The sequence below is a fragment of the Buttiauxella sp. genome (genome assembly GCF_049686335.1).
Classification (GTDB): Bacteria; Pseudomonadota; Gammaproteobacteria; order Enterobacterales; family Enterobacteriaceae; genus Buttiauxella.
The window spans coordinates 181,261-198,586 of the sequence record NZ_JBAVHX010000009.1; the positions used below are offsets into that span (position 1 = coordinate 181,261).

Genomic DNA, 17,326 nt, shown 5'->3' on the forward strand with positions numbered 1-17,326 from the left:
CCTGCGCAACTTCAAATATTCGATAACAGTATGGCTACAACTCAGATTTTAGTTGCCGGGAAAAATTCGTTTCGTCAGTATAAGTAGAACGTTCTACTAGAACGTTCTACTTACCATAAAAACGCGTAAATCTATTAAACGCGATGGCGGCGTCAACACCGGGGGATTATCAATGAGTTTGTTATCGAGCGTTACGAAATCGTTATCTAAGCTGTCGATGATAGGGCGTGCATTAATGCTGCCGATCTCGCTGCTTCCTGCTGCGGGCCTGTTACTGGCCTTTGGCGATAAATTCCATCTACCACTGATGATGAACGCCGGCGGGGTGATTTTTGATAACCTGCCGATGCTGTTTGCGATTGGTTCGGCGGTTGGGTTAGCGGCGGAGTCGGGGATTGCGGCGCTGTCGGCAGCGGTGTCAGTGTTTATCATCAACGTGACAATTGGTACGGTCTTGAGTATCACGCCAGAAATGGCGGCGGCAGGCGGGAAGTACGCCATGGTGGTCGGCATCCCGACCTTACAGATGGGCGTCTTTGGTGGGCTGATCTCCGGTATTCTCGCGGCCTGGTGTTATAACAAGTTCCACACCATGCAGTTGCCTGAATTCCTCGGCTTCTTCTCGGGTAAACGCTTTGTTGCTATTGCGACGGCATTTTTATCCTTCTTGCTCGGGATGGTGCTGCCCTATATCTGGTCGCACATTCAGTCGGGCATTGATGCGCTCTCCGTTGTGGTCAACGGCGATAATCAGGCTGCGTCCACCTTTATCTTCGGCCTCGTTGAACGTGCGCTGATCCCGCTGGGGCTGCATCACATCTGGTATCCTTCGTTCTGGTATTCGTTTGGCGAATACACCACGCAAGCCGGTCAGGTGATCCACGGCGACCAGACTATCTGGTTCAAAATGCTCGAAGAGGGCACCAAATCCTTCAGCAGCGACAGCTACCAGAACGCCGGTAAATTCATGCAGGGCGAGTTCCCGCTGATGCTGTTTGCCCTGCCAGCGGCGTGTCTGGCGATGTATCACGAAGCGAACACCAAAAATAAGAAAATTGCCTCCGGTATTCTCTTCTCTGCGGCGTTGACCTGTTTCCTGACGGGCATCACCGAACCGGTAGAATTTACCTTTATCTTCGTCGCGCCAATCCTGTATGTCTTTAACGCGATTATGGCTGGCCTGTCTTATATGTGTATGTATTTGCTGCATGCGCACATCGCCAAGTCGTTCTCGGCGGGGATGATTGACTACATTTCATTCGGTATTTTGCCTTCGTTCAACGGCTACCAGACTAACTTCCTGTCGGCGGTGATCGTCGGTGTGCCAATGGCGCTGATTTACTACTTCACTTTCCGCTACGTGATTCGCCGTTTTGATGTGAAAACGCCGGGCCGTGCAGATGTGACGGCCAATGCGAATGACAAAACCGACACCGAACTGGCTGGCGATATCATTGGCCTGCTGGGTGGGGCGGAGAACATCAACTCTGTCGGTTCCTGTATTACACGTCTGCGTCTGGAAGTTGAGAAGAGCGAACACGTTGATAAAGATGGCCTTAACAGCCTCGGTGCGCGTGGTGTGGTGTTTGTCGGTGATTCGGGGATTCAGGTGATTTTCGGTGCGCGCGCGCAGTTTATTGCCCAGACGATGTCCACGATGATCGGTAAGTAACTTTCCCTGTCATCCTTCAGGCTGCAGCCAACGCCTGTAGCTTGAAGGCTTTAGGGGAAAGGGCAGCAAAACTCGGTATGTTTACTGGGGGCTTTATGGTATTGATAACAAGGATATTTGGTGTAAAGGAGCAGGATGAAAAAGGTCAATATTATTGATGTGGCACAACTGGCTGGAGTGTCTGTCTCCACCGTTTCACTGGTGCTGCGTCAAAAAGGAAAGATCTCGGATGCGACCATCGAAAAGGTCAATGCTGCGATTAAACAGCTTGGCTATGTTCATAACGTGGCGGCCGCCAATCTGCGTTCCAATACCTCCAATCTTATCGGCCTGATTATCAGGGATTTCAACGATTCCTTCTGCGTTAACGTGATGGCGAGCGTGGTTAATTATCTGGAAAAACAAGGTTATATGGTTTTTCTTGGCCATCCACAAAATGATCAAGAACAATTACAACAGTGTTTAACCTCGTTCACCCAACAAGGCGTGGCAGGGGTGATTTATCTGGATGCCAATCACCGTTTAGCCTCCATTCCTGGCCTGATTGCTGAATGCACATTACCGACAGTTATCATTTCTGAATCGACGGTGAGTAGTCATCGGGATGTGATTGGGCGGGATAATCGCCAGGCAGGACACCAGGCGACGCGTTATTTGATTGACCGTGGCCACCGAAATATCGCCTATTTGGGTGGTACGGCGAATAACCTGATGCGCGAAGAACGCTTACTCGGTTATCGCAATGCACTTGCCCAATACAATTTGCCATTTCGTGAGGAGTGGGCGCCTGTGTGTGAAAACAACACCGAGGCTGCGGCTCGCTTAACGCGACAGTTGCTTGAGAATAATAGCAAAATCACCGCCATGCTTTGCCATTCGCCGTCTGCCATTATTGGCTGCCTGAATGGTATTCAGCAGGTCGGGCGAACCGTCGGTAAAGATGTGTTTTTGACTCAGCAAGTTTCACTGATTGGCTTCGAAGATATGATGCACATTAATCTCACTTCTCCACGCTTTACCTATGTCTCGTCATCCAGCGAAGAAGCGGGTCGACAGGCAGCCACGTTGATTGTGAATAAGATTAAAACCCCGACGTTGCCGTCGCAGAAGATTATTATTTCTGGGGAGTTAGTGCCGCGCGAGTCTGCGTAATTCTTCCCCCTCCGCTTGAAGGGGGATAAATCATCAACGATGGAACTCGCCTGCCGCTTCTGGCTGGTATTGCAGTTCCAGCACTTCAAGATGCGTCTGGTTACCGTTCGGTAACGTCCAGTTGATTGTTGCACCGACACGCAAACCCAGCAGCGCTGCGCCAACCGGGGCCATCACCGAAAGTTGGTTGTCGCTGTCTGTCAGGTTGACCGGGTACACCAGCGTGCGGACATGCTCCTCTTTTGAGGCCAGATCGCGGAATTTCACGCGGCTGTTCATGGTCACGACGTCAGCCGGCATATCTTCAGGCTTACGCATTTCTGCTCTGTCCAGTTCGGTGTTCAGTGCCTGAGCGACAGGCTGGTTGGCAAACTGTGGTTGCTCCAGCAATCGGTCGATACGCTCGGCATCAAGTTCATTAATGATAATGGCTGGTCTGGACATATTTCTCTCCATGTAAAAAAACAGGCACTCTTGTGTCTGATGGCGGACCTTACAAAAGAAAACCCTCACTCATATGAGTGAGGGTTTGGTCTGTGATGATGATACTGAGCTTAACGCTTAGATTAAAGCGACTTCAGTCACATTTTAATAACAGCACAGTTTACAGAATAATGCTGCCTACCAGCGCGAACAGGAAGGCGATTGTCCCGATCAAGGTTTCCATCACGGTCCAGGTTTTCAGAGTGGTTTTCTCGTCCATTTCAAGGAAACGGCCAACCAGCCAGAAGCCGGAGTCGTTCACGTGAGACAGTACGGTCGCACCACCGGCAATGGCTACCACGATGAAGCACAGGTCAAACTGGCTCAGGCCTGGGGTGACGGCAACCATTGGGGAAATCAGCGCCGCTGTGGTGGTCAGTGCAACAGTTGCAGAACCTTGCGCCACACGCAGAGCGGTAGAGATAACGAACGCGGCCACAATCACTGGCATGCCAGTATCGGAGAGCACGCCTGCCAGTGCATCACCAATGCCACTTGCACGCAGAACGCCACCAAACATACCACCCGCACCGGTCACCAAAATGATGCCGCAAATCGGGCCGAGCGCGCCATCACACACTTTTTCCAGATGCTGACGGCTATGGCGGCCACTAAACACGGCAAGGGAGAAGAAGACGGTAATCAGCAGTGCGATAGGGGTTTTACCCAACATCCGCAGCAGTTGAATCACGGTGTTATCGGCACTCACCCAACCGAGCACAGTCGCGGTGTTCAGCCCTGTATCGAGGAAAATCAATACCAGTGGCAGCAGCAGAATCGCTAATACGGTGCTAAATGCTGGTGGCTGGTGTTTCGGGTCGGCTTCCAGGCTTCCGAGGAAAGAAGAAGGCAATGGAACGTGGAATTTTTTACCGGCGTACAGACCAAACAGATATGCACCGAGATACCAGGTTGGGATCGCGATAACCAGACCAACAATCACCAGCAGACCGATGTTTGCACCCAGCAATTCACTGGCAGCAACCGGACCTGGATGTGGTGGCAGCAGGGCGTGCATGACTGCAAACGCACCGGCAGCTGGCAGCGCATATTTCAGCGTAGAGCCGCCGAACTGCTTAGCCACGCTGAAGATAATCGGCAGCATTACCACCAGTCCCGCATCGAAGAAGATTGGGAAACCGAACAGCAACGAAGCCACGCCGAGCGCCAGTGGAGCACGATGCGAACCAAACTTTCCGACTAGCGTGTCGGCAAGTACTTTTGCCCCGCCGGAAATTTCAAGCAAGCGGCCAATCATTGCGCCAAGGCCAACCAGCAGCGCAACGCCTGCCAGGGTGCTACCAAAACCGCCCAAAATTGTTGGGACAATTTTATCGAACGGCACGCCAGTCGCCAGGGCGACGACGACACTCACAAGTGTTAAAGCTAAAAATGCATGCACTTTGAAGCGCATGATAAGGATAAGTAGGAGTACAACAGCACAGGCTGCGATCCCTAGCAGCGTTCCTGCACCAAGATGTGTTGTTACTTCGGTCATTTGATTGTCCTCTGCGCCGAATTTATAAGTGAAAAAGGCCTAAGGCATAATTCACCAGATTTCTGATACCGGTAACATGATACTGGTAACATCAGCTACTCGGGAATGGACCTGACCATGTTTATTGGCATTTTGGGAGCAAGGTCAAACTATCCAAAAAAACACATAATCACACCGCTGACGAATTTAAGACCGTAAATCAACCCGCCATCTGAAAAAATTGCATTACGCTGTATATGCACCATTCAATCGGGCACTTCGTACGATCATCACCTGTAGAGGAGATATCATGAGCGATTACGACAAACTCACGTTAAAGGACGGCAGTTCTCTTTACTTTAAGGATTGGGGAGAAGGACAACCGGTAGTATTCAGCCATGGCTGGCCGTTAACAGCAGATGCGTTTGAAGATCAGATGTTTTTCCTGGGGCAGAAAGGATTCCGCGTAATTGCACACGACAGGCGCGGGCATGGTCGCTCATCGCAATCCTGGGAAGGTAATCATATGGATCAATATGCTGATGATTTAGCGGAATTAACCGCGCATTTAAATCTGAAAGACGCGGTCCACGTGGGCCATTCCACGGGCGGTGGCGAAGTGGTGCGTTACATCGGCCGCCATGGTACCAGCCGTGTGGCAAAAGCCGTGTTGATTAGTGCCGTGCCGCCGATCATGGTGAAAACCGATTTTAATCCAGACGGCGTTCCCATTGATGTGTTTGATGGGATCCGTGAAGGCGTGCGTGCCAACAGGGCAGACTTTTTCAAAGAGCTGACTCTGGCATTTTATGGCTATAACCGACCAGGAGCGACCCCCTCGGAAGGTGTAAGGGAGAGTTTTGTCGAGCAGGGCATGCAAGGGGGCATTAAAGCGCTTTACGACTGTATTAAAGCGTTTTCTGAAACCGACTTGCGCGAAGATCTGAAGAAAATGACCATCCCAACGCTGGTTATACATGGCGATGATGATCAAATAGTCCCGTTTGAAACCTGCGGAAAAGTCACGGCGGCGACCTTGCCGGACTCGATATTCAAAGTGTATCAGGGCGGCTCCCACGGTATCTGTACCACTGAGAAAGACCGGGTGAATGCAGATTTACTGGAGTTTCTGAAAGGGTAACATCCGGGCGGGTGAGCGAAGTTTCACCCGCCATTTAACCTCTTCATTTGCCCGCAACCGGCAACATAATCTCTTTTAAGATTTCGTAGCGCTGCTGCGGCGAAAGCCAAATCAAACCTAACAATTTATGCGCCTGCCCTTCGTGCTCAAACTGGGTTTTTAACTGTTTCAAGAAGCTTTTTGTCGTGTTCATTTTTTACCTCCGTTTTCGATAGTCAAAGCATATGACTACAAATGCGGAACTAATAGTGAACTGATTGTTTTTTGACTTCCGTATTTAAGCGAGTTAGTAGCCGACCGCATCAAGTCGGAACTGTTTGGCACAGTTACCGGGATTTTTTTGCGTGGCGAATGAGCTTTCAGTTAACGGGCCGTTAATTTGCCCGGCATCAAGTGAGATTTGCATCTCCGTCAGATAAGCCGGATTGCCGTTACAGGTCAGCTTAACTGCTTTCACCGCATCGCTACCCCAACTCTTTTCCAGCGCTTTATTGAATGCTTTACGGGTGACTACGTTGCCATAGTTTTCCGCAAGGAAAGTGCCCAATGCGCTTTGTTTGAATTCACCATTCAGGCGAACCATCGTCGCGAAATATGCATTGGGATCAAAGCCGAAACAGGCGCCATGTTTAGCATATTCGTATCGTTCAAGGCAGGATTTGCCGCCCGCACCAGGCATAACGCCCGCGAGTTTGCCGGCGACGTCTGCGGATAATTCAGGTGCGGGAGCCTGGCACTTTTGCGAACCGCGTACTTCCGCCATATTTGGCACCGGGCGCGTTGAGCAGCCGTAACGCATCCAGCGTTTTTCATCTACACCGCGTGAGGCTATGGACTTTGGCAACCCTGGCCACAACCCATGCACCGTTAAAAACGCACGTTTATCGCTTTGTTCCTGTTGGGTTTTACATTCCGTTGGTTCATTGCGATCACGTTCATGCATGCTCTGACAAAAACCGGTTTGCCAGGAAAGGGCGAGTACGTAACGGTCGAAGTCGGCATAGTTTTTTGCGCTGAGATCTTCTGCGTGAAGCAGCGGGCTGGTGGTCATCAGGGAGGTCAAAATTAGCGTTGTTCGCCACATCTTATTCATGCTTTTCTCGCTCGGGAGCCGTAATAAATTCCAGAAGTCTTTTTATTTAAACATAAAAAAAGCGCCCCGATGAGGCGCTTATTGAGTTCCTGAAAATTAAGGAAGAATCGCCGCCGATGGCACCAGGATCTCAGTGGCGATAATCACCACCACCAGACCTACAGCAATCGGGACTGAAGTGCGTTTTACCACTTCGAACGGGGAGATTTTCGCCATACCCGCTACCGCTACAACCACGCCGGACACCGGAGAAATGGTACGGCCAAGGTTGGAAGCTTGCAGCATTGGAATCGCAAGGTACGCAGGGTTGATACCAGAAGAGTGAGCCAGTTTCGGGATCATCTCAACAAAGGCATAGAACGGCGCGTTACCTGAACCGGTGGTCATTGCCGCTAACATGGTGAGTATCACTAATACCAGCATCAGAATGATACTGGCGGAGCCAAACGACGTCGCAATGGATATCAGGCTCTGGATAAAGCCGATGGTGCTCAGGCCCTGAGCGAATACGCCCGCCGCGACCAACAGCATCACCACGTTTGCGAAAGCATCTGCCATACCGCGGTAGCAAACTTCCAGTCCGGAGAAGACGCTTTGTGTATTGAAACTACGGAAGAATTCAATGATTGCCGCCATCAGAATACAGATGACCAGAATAGTAATGATATGCAGCTGCGGGCCCCATTTACCGTCGAAAATCAACACGCCGATAATTGGCGTAAACGGCAGAATGGCATAGAAAGAAGGCGCAGTAGTCTGGATTTCGCTGACATCGAGCATTTCATGGCTGATGTTCTCTTTTTTATCCAGATAGCGTTGCCAGAAAAAGTGCGCAATCGCCATCGCAATGATGGCCGCAATAGAAATAGGCACGGTGGTTTTAAAGGCAAAATCAACCAGTGACATTTCAGCCGCTTTCGCCGCCAGCACCACGTCGCCAGAAGTTGGAGACAGAATGATGGCCGCAGGGGAGGCACAAATTGCCGCCGCAGCGCCACGGCTAATCCCGACGTTCACCATCACCGGGAACAGCGTTGCCATCAGCAATACACCCAGGCCCGTTGCAGAGGAGACCGCCAGTGACATCAGGCAAGCCACGAAATACGCGGCAATCATCAGAATGTAAGGTGAGTTAATGAGTTTCAGCGGTTTTGATGCGAGCTTCACGACCATGTCGTTCGCGCCAATATGTGTCATATAAGAGGCGAAACCGCACAGCATCATGATCATCATGCCGAGATCGCCGCCACGGCTCATCAGCAAGATTTTGACATATTCGACAATATCGGTGGCGGTGTAACCGGTACTTTCAGCACTGGCAGGTAAGACTTTGTGACCCATCAGGGCACTAATAATCAGTAATGTTAAGCCGCCGACGAATAATACGCCGGTAGCGGAGTAGCCTTTGATGATGTAGCGAGCTACACCAACAATCACCACAACCCCAATAAGTAATTCAATCGTTGTCAGCATTAAAGCCCCCTGTTGCGTTTGGTATTCGGCATCTATGGGCCGCACCTGAACGTAACGCCATGCCAGAAAAATAATTAATAGAACGACTTTAAAGCCGTCTGCGAAAGCGGTGCCAATCTGCCTGAATCACAGGCGGTGATTTCTGATAAGCATCAAATTAAGCAAGCTTCGTGGGACTGCCTTGATACTTTTGTAGGCAGTGTTGCAATTATGACATTTACTTATTGATATGCGTTATTTATTTGTCCAGCCGATCGTTCTATTAATAACCATTCGAAGGCTATTTAATTAAAAATATATTACGTAATTGTTAATTAATCCCCTTAATGTAAAGCCAATAAAAATCACTTTAAAATATAAAGGCCTGATGCTTATACTGCCGGTTCGTTTATTTGAGACTACTATCTTGCCATCCACTTTCTGGTCGACAAGCCGTTTACGTTTTTTCAGAAAGCATCTTTTGATGCTGCTGATGGCGTTTGGCTGGCTGTTTGTCAACAGCCAGGTCGCAGTGGCATCGCATGATTGCCCGGTAAACATCAGTTTGCAGGCGCTTTCTATTCAGCATAGCGATCATATGCTGATGAATAACACGCGAGATTTAGCGAAAACCAAAGGAATGCTGTGTGAAAAACACTGTATTCCTGAGGTCATGCAAAAAGATAATGGCCATAGCTCTTTAGCCGCATTACCGGCGGCAAATACACTGGCTTTAGTGGTCCCGGAATGTAATGAAACGGTATCGTCCGTTACGTTAATAACGCCTCCTGCCACCGGCCCTCCGGCCACGATTCGGTTTTGTCGCTTTAGAGAATAACTCCAGCACTGTCTTGGTTTATGCCTTTTCGATTCAGGTATTGCGGCGTTTTGCCGTCCTTTGACTAACGTTCTGGAGTTTTTTTATGTCTATTATTTCTCTTCGTTCGCTTTCAGCCTTTGCGCTTTCCGTACTACTCATCTCCGTTACCCCGACTAAGTAACTGAGGCCAATATGAGACAACATTCCATGAGCTTATGGCTCGGTGGGGTGCTGTTTGCTGTGTCTGTCTTTGCCGCGAATGCGGCCCAGTTCAGCCTGCAACAGACCCTTATCGCCGCTGAGCATTATTCCGCAGAGCTTTCCGCCAACCGCAATCAGAGCAACGCGCTCAGTGCGATGGCCGATTCTGCTCGTCAGTTACCTGATCCTAAATTGAAATTTGGTATTGAAAACGTTCCGGTGCAGGGCAGTAACAGCCACCGGTTCACTCGCGAAGGCATGACCATGCAGCGCATTGGCATCATGCAGGACTACGTCAGCGAGGAGAAACGCGACCGTAAAGCTGAAACTATTCTGGCGCAATCGGCCAGTAGCGCGGCGAAAGCTGAAGTCATTCGAGCGGAGTTACTGAAAACCACCGCGCAGGCGTGGCTGGATTTGGCGTTGTCAGAAAAAGTGCTGACAACCGCACGCAAACTGGTGGCGGAAACCGAACGCCAGATTGCCGTGCAAAAGGCGACGGTCGCCAGCGGCAGTTCGCCCGCCTCAAGTGTCGTGGATATCCGCATGACGCTGTTAAATATGCAGGACAAAGTGACCCTCGCCCAGCGCGATGTCGTTCTGGCACAGACTCGTTTACTGCGTCTGACGGGTAAAAATATTGACACGATCAGTGGCAATTTACCGCGTTACCAACGTTTGCCCGCTGAGCCAATCGTGCTGGAAGAAGGTGTGGGGGAACATCCTGAAGTGATTGAAGCGGCGCGAGAGGCGGATGTCGCTAAAGCGCGTTCGGCACAGTCTGCGGTGGCGGCGAAACCGAATGTCGGTGTTGAGGTGTATTACGCCCATCGCGCGGATGATTACGATGACATGGCGGGCGTGATGTTCACCGTGGATATGCCACTCTTCAAAACCCAGCGCCAGGACAAAGACCTGGCCGCAGATATGTCCCGATCACTGGAAGCCAACGACCAACTCGCCATCGCGAAACGGGAACATGTTGCGCTGGTCCGCACGTTGGTCGCGCAATATCAGGCCGCACAAACTCTCTGGTTGCGCCAACAGGACGAGATTTTACCTCTGCAACGCCAGCGTCTTTCATTGATTGAAGCGCAATACCGTTCCGGGCAGTCGACCCTTTCTGAGTTACTCAACGCCCGCCGCACGCTGCTGGATACCGAACTTAACGCACTTAACGCTGAAAAAACCGTGGCTGAAACCTGGGCCGCCATCCGCTACCTGACGCCACAGGAAAATAACCCATCATGAAAACCATCACACATATTTCTCTGTTGGCGCTCGCTGTTGCAGCCGCCCTTGGCCTGGGATATTACGCGGGAAAACAGAGCCACACTACGACGACGACGGTTCACTCTGAGCGAAGCGTTCTCTATTGGTATGACCCGATGACCCCAGGCCAGCGTTTTGACAAACCGGGTAAATCACCGTTTATGGATATGGATTTGGTGCCGCGCTATGCAGATGAAACTCCCGAAGATGGCGGGGTGACGGTCAGCTCGCGTCAGCAGCAAAACCTGGGGATCAAAACGGCACAGGTTGTGAAGAAAGCGCTGGATTATCAATTTGATGCTTTTGCCACCGTTTCAACCGATGAACGCAGCGTGCAGATGATTCCCGCCAGCGCCAACGGCGTAGTGGAGAAGTTGTTTGTTAATGCCCCTCAGCAGTTTGTCAAAGCGGGCGAGCCGCTGGCACAACTCTGGATCCCTGAATGGACGGCGGCTCAGCAAGAATATCTCGCGGTACGTCGCCTGGGTGACAGTGCGTTAAGCTCCGCTGCACGCGAACGGCTACAACTCCAGTTCATGCCTGCTGAAATCATTCGTCAGGTTGAGCGTACGGGTCAGCCCCAAACACGTGTGACGGTCCGAGCCAGCAAGGCTGGCTATATCAATAAACTGGAGACGCGTGAAGGGGCGCAAGTGGTGGCAACCGCGCCGCTGTTTGAAATTGCCAACCTCGATAAGGTGTGGATTGTTATCGATTATCCCCAATCTCAGGCGCAAGTGCTGCAGGTGGGAAGTGAGATTGTGGCCTCAAGCAACAGCTTGCCGGGGGAAACTTTCCCTGGCCGCATCAGTGAATTATTGCCGAATATGGAAACCTCCACCCGCACTCTCAAAGCCCGAGTGGTGCTGGAAAACCCGCACATGAAACTCAAGCCGGGGATGTATCTTCGGGTCAAACTGGCGAATCTGCTCACTCTGCCACCGGTGCTGGCGATGCCAGAAGAAGCGTTAATCGAAACCGGAAATGCGAGCCGGGTGTTAGTCACGCAGGATGACGGCCATTTTAACCCTGTCAACGTGGTGGTTGGAGCGGCGCAAAACGGCTGGGTGGAGATTAAACAAGGATTGAAGGAGGGCGATAAAGTCGTCACGTCCGGCCAATTCCTGATTGATTCAGAGGCGAGTCTGCGTAGTGCGCTGCCACAGGAAAATACCGTCGCACCTGCCACTGCGCAATATCAGGGAGACGCGGTGGTGAAAGAGATAACCGATGATTCGATTACGCTTTCTCACAAGCCCATTGCGGCACTCAAATGGGGCGCGATGACGATGGATTTCTCGCTGAAATCTGCAGCCGACGCGCAAAGCGTGAAAGTCGGTGACCATGTGATGTTCAGCTTTACTCTGGATGACGAACACGGTGCAGTGATTACTCACCTGATGCCAATGACGGAGGCGATGAAATGATTGCCGCCGTGATTCGTTGGTCGCTTAAAAATCGGCTGCTGGTTCTGCTGGCGGCCATCATGATGGCGGGATGGGGGATTTGGTCACTTCAACGCGCGCCGCTGGATGCGTTGCCGGATCTCTCGGATGTGCAGGTGATCATTCGTATCAACTATCCGGGAAAAGCGCCGCAAGTGGTTGAAGATCAAGTTACCTATCCGCTCACCACGACCATGCTTTCAGTGCCAGGGGCGAAGACCGTGCGCGGCTTTTCGATGTTTGGCGACTCTTATGTCTACATTTTGTTTGAAGATGGTACGGATCCGTACTGGGCGCGTTCACGAGTTCTGGAATATCTGAGCCAGGTACAGTCGCAACTTCCTGCGGAGGCAAAAGCCTCGCTGGGGCCAGATGCGACAGGTGTGGGCTGGGTGTACGAGTACGCGCTGGTGGACCGAACGGGCAAACATAGTCTGGCGGATTTACGGGCGCTGCAAGACTGGACGCTGAAGTTTGAGCTGAAAACCGTGCCGAACGTTTCGGAGGTCGCGAGTGTTGGCGGCATGGTGCGGCAATATCAGATAGTGCTCGACCCGCAACGGATGCGTGCGCTGAACATCACCCATGAGCAGGTGATCAATGCGGTGCAGATCGCCAACCAGGAAGGCGGTGGCTCGGTTATCGAAATGGGCGAAGCCGAATATATGGTGCGCACCGCGGGCTATCTGAAAAACCTCGATGACTTTAAGCAGGTGGTCATCACCTCGCGAGAAGGCGTGCCGGTATTACTTTCTGATGTCGCAACCCTGCGGATGGGGCCAGAAATTCGCCGTGGAGTCGCTGAATTTAACGGTGAAGGCGAGGTCGCAGGTGGCATCATCGTGATGCGCTATGGCAAAAATGCGCTCGATACCATTAATGCGGTGAAGGCGAAACTTCAGCAAATTCAGAAGAGCCTGCCTGCGGGAGTGGAGATCGTACCGGTTTATGATCGTTCACACCTTATTGAAAACGCGATAGAAACGCTCTCGCATAAATTGCTCGAAGAGTTCATCGTCGTGGCCATTATCTGCACGTTGTTCTTGTTCCATTTCCGTTCAGCGCTGGTGGCGATGATAACCTTGCCGCTGGGTATTCTGGGTGCGTTCATTGTGATGCATTACCTGGGGGTGAACGCCAATATTATGTCGTTGGGCGGGATTGCGATTGCGATTGGCGCGATGGTCGATGCGGCGATTGTGATGATCGAGAATATGCACAAAGTGCTGGAGCAATGGCGGCACGACAATCCCGATAAGCAACCGACGGGGGCAGATTATTGGCGCATTTCAGAACAAGCGGCGGTCGAAGTCGGGCCTGCGTTGTTCTGTAGTTTGCTGATCATTACGCTGTCCTTTATTCCGGTGTTTTCCCTTGAAGCGCAAGAAGGGCGGATGTTCTCGCCGCTGGCCTTCACCAAAACCTATGCGATGGCTGTGGCTGCGGGATTGGGGATTACCCTTGTGCCGGTGCTGATGGGCTATTTCATTCGCGGAAAAATCCCTGAAGAGAAGGCTAACCCGATTAACCGCTGGTTGATTGCTGCTTATGAAACGCTATTAGATAAAGTGCTGGCGCGTCCAAAAACCACACTGCTGATCGCGGGGGCGGTTTTACTGGCGACATTGTGGCCTCTTAGCCGCCTTGGTAGCGAATTTATGCCGCCGCTGGATGAGGGCGATTTGCTGTATATGCCGTCTACTTTGCCGGGGATTTCGGCGCGGGAAGCCGGACGCTTGCTGCAACAAACCGACCGCCTAATCAAAACCGTTCCAGAAGTGGCAACGGTATTTGGAAAAGCAGGGCGGGCAGATACGGCCACTGACCCTGCGCCTTTGACGATGTTAGAAACCACGATTCGTTTTAAACCACGCGACCAGTGGCGCCCGGGTATGACCATGGACAAACTCGTCAGTGAACTGGATAACGTAGTCAAAATACCAGGCATCGCCAATGTCTGGGTTCCGCCTATTCGCAACCGCCTGGATATGCTGGCAACCGGGATCAAAAGCCCGGTGGGTATCAAAGTGAATGGCAATAATATCGCTGCCATCGAACACGTGGCTGAGCAAATCGAACGGGTGGTAAAGCAGGTACCCGGTGTGACGTCTGCACTCGCCGAGAGACTGGGCGGGGGACGTTATGTGGATATCAATATCGACAGGCTGAAAGCGGCGCGTTACGGGGTATCGGTTAAAGAGTTGCAGTCGCTGGTGGCGTCGGTGATTGGCGGGCAGAATATTGGCGAAACCATTGAGGGGCGTGAGCGCTATCCCATCAATGTTCGTTATCCGCGAGAAGTGCGAGATAACGTCCAAAATCTGAAAAACTTGCCTGTTATCACGGCAAATGGCAGCCAGATTGCGTTATCTGAATTAGCTGATATCAGCATTACCGATGGCCCGCCGATGCTGAAAAGCGAGAATGCCCGTTTATCAAACTGGGTATATGTGGATTTGCGCGGCAGAGATTTAAAATCTGCCGTTGAGGATATGCAACGCGCGGTGAACCTACAGGTCAAATTACCGGATGGTGTTTCATTATCGTGGTCGGGTCAATTTGAATATCTGGAACGTGCGAGCGCTAAATTAAGAGTCGTCCTGCCATTCACGCTGGTGATTATATTCGTTTTACTTTACGTGACATTTTCGCGTGTCAGTGATGCCTTATTAATCATGGGCACACTACCGTTCTCGTTAATAGGCGGAGTCTGGTTGCTCTATCTGCCTGGATATAATTTATCCGTCGCGGGAGCGGTTGGATTTATTGCCTTAGCAGGGGTAGCGGCGGAATTTGGTGTGATAATGGTCCTTTATCTCAATCAAGCCATTACCAGGCATAAAGCGCTCGACCCGTTGGGAGGAAAACCCATGCTGATGCGCGCCCTGCATGAAGGCGCGGTATTACGCGTCAGGCCAAAAGTCATGACGGTGGCGACGATTATGGCGGGGTTGTTGCCGATTATGTGGGGTGATGGCACCGGTTCAGAAGTGATGCGCCGCATCGCAGCACCGATGATTGGCGGCATGATCACAGCGCCATTACTTTCGATGCTGGTGATCCCTGCGATGTATGTATTACTAAAAAGGCATAAATAAAAGTAGGTTGCCCTGGCTACGCTTCCAAATTTGTTAATCTGCACAGGCTGAAATCAATCCAAACCGAGATGCTTGCTAACTGTTGTTTGAAAATACGGGTTGCCGCACACTTTTTAAAATAGGTAGCAATTTTTCTCACTTTTTAGCAAATCGGGGCTGGACAAAATCCATGACAATTGGTGTACTGGTGTTCGACACAGCATTTGTGTCGTTTTTCATGTAAAGGTAATTTAGATGTCTAAGATTAAAGGTAACGTTAAGTGGTTTAACGAGTCAAAAGGCTTTGGCTTCATTACTCCGGAAGATGGTAGCAAAGACGTGTTCGTACACTTCTCTGCAATCCAGAGCAATGGTTTCAAAACCCTGGCTGAAGGTCAGCGCGTTGAGTTTGAAATCACTAACGGTGCCAAAGGCCCATCTGCTGCAAACGTAATGCCTATCTAAGTCATTACCAGTAGAATATAAAAACCCGCCAAGGCGGGTTTTTTTTGCTTCAAATTCAAGGAAATAAATACAGTTTCACAAAGCACGCCACAATCAAAGTGCTGACCATCACCGCTGTCCACCCAGCTACAAGTTCTTTCATCATCTTATCCCATGCTATTTTTCACACAGAGTGGCAGACAAAAATTAAGCTAACCTTAACGCGTGGCGAATCACTGGCCGTAGGATAAAGAAACTATCCAAAATGCGATGGCGGTCATGATTAGCGAACCTGCGAGGTTCAGCAGCATGTTGAGTCCCGCCCATGCCAGACGCCCATCCTGAAGCAGAAACACGACTTCCGCGGAGAAGGTCGAAAACGTTGTCAGGCCGCCGCAAAAACCGGTGGTTATCAATAGTTTCCAGACGGGATCGAGATGCGTCATTTTAGTGAACAGCGCAAGACCAAGACCGATGATAAATGCACCCACCAGGTTTGCCGTCAATGTCCCAATTGGAATGGCGCCATGTACAGGATTGAGTTTCATACTGAGCAACCAGCGCACAACGCTCCCCGTCCCGCCGCCAATAAACACGGCTAATAGCATCTGCAACACAATATTTTCCTGTTCGTTATAATGCGCAAGAGAATGAGTGTAACGTCAGCACGGAGCGTTTCACACCGGGTATACTGAAAATATTCGCGACCTTTTGGGAAACCACAATGAAAGTTGCAGTCGGGCAATTTGCGGTGAGTAAGGACTGGCAGGAAAACGTACAAACCTGTCTCGGGTTTATGGAACAGGCCAATAACGCAGCCGCGAATTTGTTGGTGCTTCCCGAAGCGCTGCTGGCGCGAGACGACAATGATCCAGATTTATCGGTCAAATCTGCACAAACGGTGCATGAAGCGTACATCGAGCCGCTGTGTGAACAAAGCCGCCATAATCAACTGACGACAATTCTGACGCTGCATATCAAAACTACAGCAGGGCGGGCGGCGAATACCTTGCTGGCTATTCGTGGTGGTGAGGTTATTGCCCGCTATCAGAAACTTCATCTGTACGATGCGTTTAACGTGCAGGAATCGCGGCTGGTTGATGCGGGAGAAAGTTTGCCACCTTTGATTGATGTCGCGGGCTTTAAAGTGGGATTGATGACCTGCTACGATGTGCGTTTTCCCGAGATGGCATTAAGTCTGGCTTTAGCCGGCGCAGAAGTTCTGGTTCTGCCCGCCGCCTGGCTACGGGGACCCAACAAAGAAATGCACTGGTCGACACTCCTCGCCGCGCGAGCGCTCGACACCACCTGTTATGTTGTGGCTGCGGGCGAGTGCGGTAATAAAAACATTGGCCACAGCCAGGTGGTTGATCCACTCGGAGTGGTGGTTGCGGCGGCAAATAAGCGCAAGGCGTTGATTTACGCAGAACTGGAAAGCCAGCATCTTGACGAGGTACGAGCTATGCTTCCGGTTCTGAAAAACCGCCGTTTCGTATCGCCGCAGTTAATGTGATTAATTTTTGAGCAGCTCTTGATTCAACTTGTTACAGGTTGCTATTGTATCGCGAGAGAAAATGACCGTTAATTGTCTCAGTGT

15 protein-coding genes are annotated in these 17,326 nt (G+C 51.0%); 9 read left to right on the forward strand and 6 right to left on the reverse strand.

Annotation, left to right across the window (positions count from 1 at the left end; translation table 11 throughout):
• Positions 1 to 172 precede the first annotated feature (172 nt).
• Positions 173 to 1,672, forward strand: coding sequence for a PTS transporter subunit EIIC (locus tag WBL83_RS07850; RefSeq protein WP_424588608.1), 1,500 nt, complete (start codon positions 173 to 175; stop codon positions 1,670 to 1,672).
• 135 nt (positions 1,673 to 1,807) lie between these two features.
• Positions 1,808 to 2,824, forward strand: a complete 1,017-nt coding sequence (malI, locus tag WBL83_RS07855; protein WP_424588609.1) for a Mal regulon transcriptional regulator MalI — start codon at positions 1,808 to 1,810, stop codon at positions 2,822 to 2,824.
• Between the two features lie 33 nt (positions 2,825 to 2,857).
• On the opposite strand, the gene rnk is transcribed toward malI, so the two are convergent.
• Entirely contained in the window at positions 2,858 to 3,268 is a 411-nt protein-coding gene (gene rnk, locus WBL83_RS07860; RefSeq protein ID WP_424588610.1) for a nucleoside diphosphate kinase regulator, read from the reverse strand.
• Between the two features lie 160 nt (positions 3,269 to 3,428).
• Positions 3,429 to 4,805 (reverse strand): GntP family permease, encoded by a 1,377-nt coding sequence (locus tag WBL83_RS07865; RefSeq protein ID WP_424588611.1) that lies wholly within the window; start codon positions 4,803 to 4,805, stop codon positions 3,429 to 3,431.
• Between the two features lie 289 nt (positions 4,806 to 5,094).
• Between WBL83_RS07865 and WBL83_RS07870 the strand changes: the two genes are divergently transcribed.
• On the forward strand, positions 5,095 to 5,925 hold the full coding sequence (locus WBL83_RS07870; protein ID WP_424588612.1) for an alpha/beta fold hydrolase: 831 nt from the start codon (positions 5,095 to 5,097) through the stop codon (positions 5,923 to 5,925).
• A 43-nt stretch (positions 5,926 to 5,968) separates the two neighbouring features.
• On the opposite strand, the gene WBL83_RS07875 is transcribed toward WBL83_RS07870, so the two are convergent.
• The 3 genes from WBL83_RS07875 to dcuC form a co-directional block, all read right to left on the reverse strand.
• Entirely contained in the window at positions 5,969 to 6,118 is a 150-nt protein-coding gene (locus WBL83_RS07875) for a hypothetical protein (protein WP_424588613.1), read from the reverse strand.
• A gap of 93 nt (positions 6,119 to 6,211) precedes the next feature.
• The gene (gene rna, locus WBL83_RS07880; RefSeq protein ID WP_424588614.1) at positions 6,212 to 7,018 is read right to left on the reverse strand and encodes a ribonuclease I; all 807 of its coding nucleotides are present in this window, start codon (positions 7,016 to 7,018) and stop codon (positions 6,212 to 6,214) included.
• Positions 7,019 to 7,114: 96 nt separating this feature from the next.
• Entirely contained in the window at positions 7,115 to 8,491 is a 1,377-nt protein-coding gene (dcuC, locus tag WBL83_RS07885) for an anaerobic C4-dicarboxylate transporter DcuC (RefSeq protein WP_424588615.1), read from the reverse strand.
• Between the two features lie 367 nt (positions 8,492 to 8,858).
• On the opposite strand from dcuC, the gene WBL83_RS07890 reads away from it, so the two are divergent.
• From WBL83_RS07890 to cspE, 5 genes are all read left to right on the forward strand, one after another.
• Complete coding sequence (locus WBL83_RS07890; protein ID WP_424588616.1) at positions 8,859 to 9,308, forward strand: DUF2946 domain-containing protein; 450 nt, start codon at positions 8,859 to 8,861, stop codon at positions 9,306 to 9,308.
• Between the two features lie 174 nt (positions 9,309 to 9,482).
• Positions 9,483 to 10,742 (forward strand): TolC family protein, encoded by a 1,260-nt coding sequence (locus WBL83_RS07895; RefSeq protein WP_424588617.1) that lies wholly within the window; start codon positions 9,483 to 9,485, stop codon positions 10,740 to 10,742.
• A complete protein-coding gene (locus WBL83_RS07900; RefSeq protein WP_424588618.1) occupies positions 10,739 to 12,190 on the forward strand; it encodes an efflux RND transporter periplasmic adaptor subunit in 1,452 nt (483 codons plus the stop codon). Before WBL83_RS07895 ends, WBL83_RS07900 begins: the two co-directional genes overlap by 4 nt.
• Entirely contained in the window at positions 12,187 to 15,306 is a 3,120-nt protein-coding gene (locus tag WBL83_RS07905; RefSeq protein WP_424588619.1) for an efflux RND transporter permease subunit, read from the forward strand. The genes WBL83_RS07900 and WBL83_RS07905 overlap by 4 nt, the downstream gene beginning before the upstream one ends.
• 234 nt (positions 15,307 to 15,540) lie before the next feature.
• Positions 15,541 to 15,750, forward strand: coding sequence for a transcription antiterminator/RNA stability regulator CspE (cspE, locus tag WBL83_RS07910; RefSeq protein WP_004100146.1), 210 nt, complete (start codon positions 15,541 to 15,543; stop codon positions 15,748 to 15,750).
• Between the two features lie 212 nt (positions 15,751 to 15,962).
• Here cspE and crcB read toward each other — a convergent pair whose 3' ends face one another.
• Positions 15,963 to 16,346, reverse strand: coding sequence for a fluoride efflux transporter CrcB (crcB, locus tag WBL83_RS07915; RefSeq protein ID WP_424588620.1), 384 nt, complete (start codon positions 16,344 to 16,346; stop codon positions 15,963 to 15,965).
• 107 nt (positions 16,347 to 16,453) lie between these two features.
• Between crcB and WBL83_RS07920 the strand changes: the two genes are divergently transcribed.
• Positions 16,454 to 17,242, forward strand: coding sequence for a deaminated glutathione amidase (locus WBL83_RS07920; RefSeq protein ID WP_424588621.1), 789 nt, complete (start codon positions 16,454 to 16,456; stop codon positions 17,240 to 17,242).
• Positions 17,243 to 17,326 lie beyond the last annotated feature (84 nt).

Excerpts from the sequence above, each read along its gene's own strand:
- WBL83_RS07850 (WP_424588608.1), top strand. The coding sequence starts at position 173 with ATGAGTTTGTTATCGAGCGTTACGAAATCGTTATCTAAGCTGTCGATG.
- malI (WP_424588609.1), top strand. The coding sequence starts at position 1,808 with ATGAAAAAGGTCAATATTATTGATGTGGCACAACTGGCTGGAGTGTCT.
- rnk (WP_424588610.1), bottom strand. The coding sequence starts at position 3,268 with ATGTCCAGACCAGCCATTATCATTAATGAACTTGATGCCGAGCGTATC.
- WBL83_RS07865 (WP_424588611.1), bottom strand. The coding sequence starts at position 4,805 with ATGACCGAAGTAACAACACATCTTGGTGCAGGAACGCTGCTAGGGATC.
- WBL83_RS07870 (WP_424588612.1), top strand. The coding sequence starts at position 5,095 with ATGAGCGATTACGACAAACTCACGTTAAAGGACGGCAGTTCTCTTTAC.
- WBL83_RS07875 (WP_424588613.1), bottom strand. The coding sequence starts at position 6,118 with ATGAACACGACAAAAAGCTTCTTGAAACAGTTAAAAACCCAGTTTGAG.
- rna (WP_424588614.1), bottom strand. The coding sequence starts at position 7,018 with ATGAATAAGATGTGGCGAACAACGCTAATTTTGACCTCCCTGATGACC.
- dcuC (WP_424588615.1), bottom strand. The coding sequence starts at position 8,491 with ATGCTGACAACGATTGAATTACTTATTGGGGTTGTGGTGATTGTTGGT.
- WBL83_RS07890 (WP_424588616.1), top strand. The coding sequence starts at position 8,859 with ATGCTTATACTGCCGGTTCGTTTATTTGAGACTACTATCTTGCCATCC.
- WBL83_RS07895 (WP_424588617.1), top strand. The coding sequence starts at position 9,483 with ATGAGACAACATTCCATGAGCTTATGGCTCGGTGGGGTGCTGTTTGCT.
- WBL83_RS07900 (WP_424588618.1), top strand. The coding sequence starts at position 10,739 with ATGAAAACCATCACACATATTTCTCTGTTGGCGCTCGCTGTTGCAGCC.
- WBL83_RS07905 (WP_424588619.1), top strand. The coding sequence starts at position 12,187 with ATGATTGCCGCCGTGATTCGTTGGTCGCTTAAAAATCGGCTGCTGGTT.
- cspE (WP_004100146.1), top strand. The coding sequence starts at position 15,541 with ATGTCTAAGATTAAAGGTAACGTTAAGTGGTTTAACGAGTCAAAAGGC.
- WBL83_RS07920 (WP_424588621.1), top strand. The coding sequence starts at position 16,454 with ATGAAAGTTGCAGTCGGGCAATTTGCGGTGAGTAAGGACTGGCAGGAA.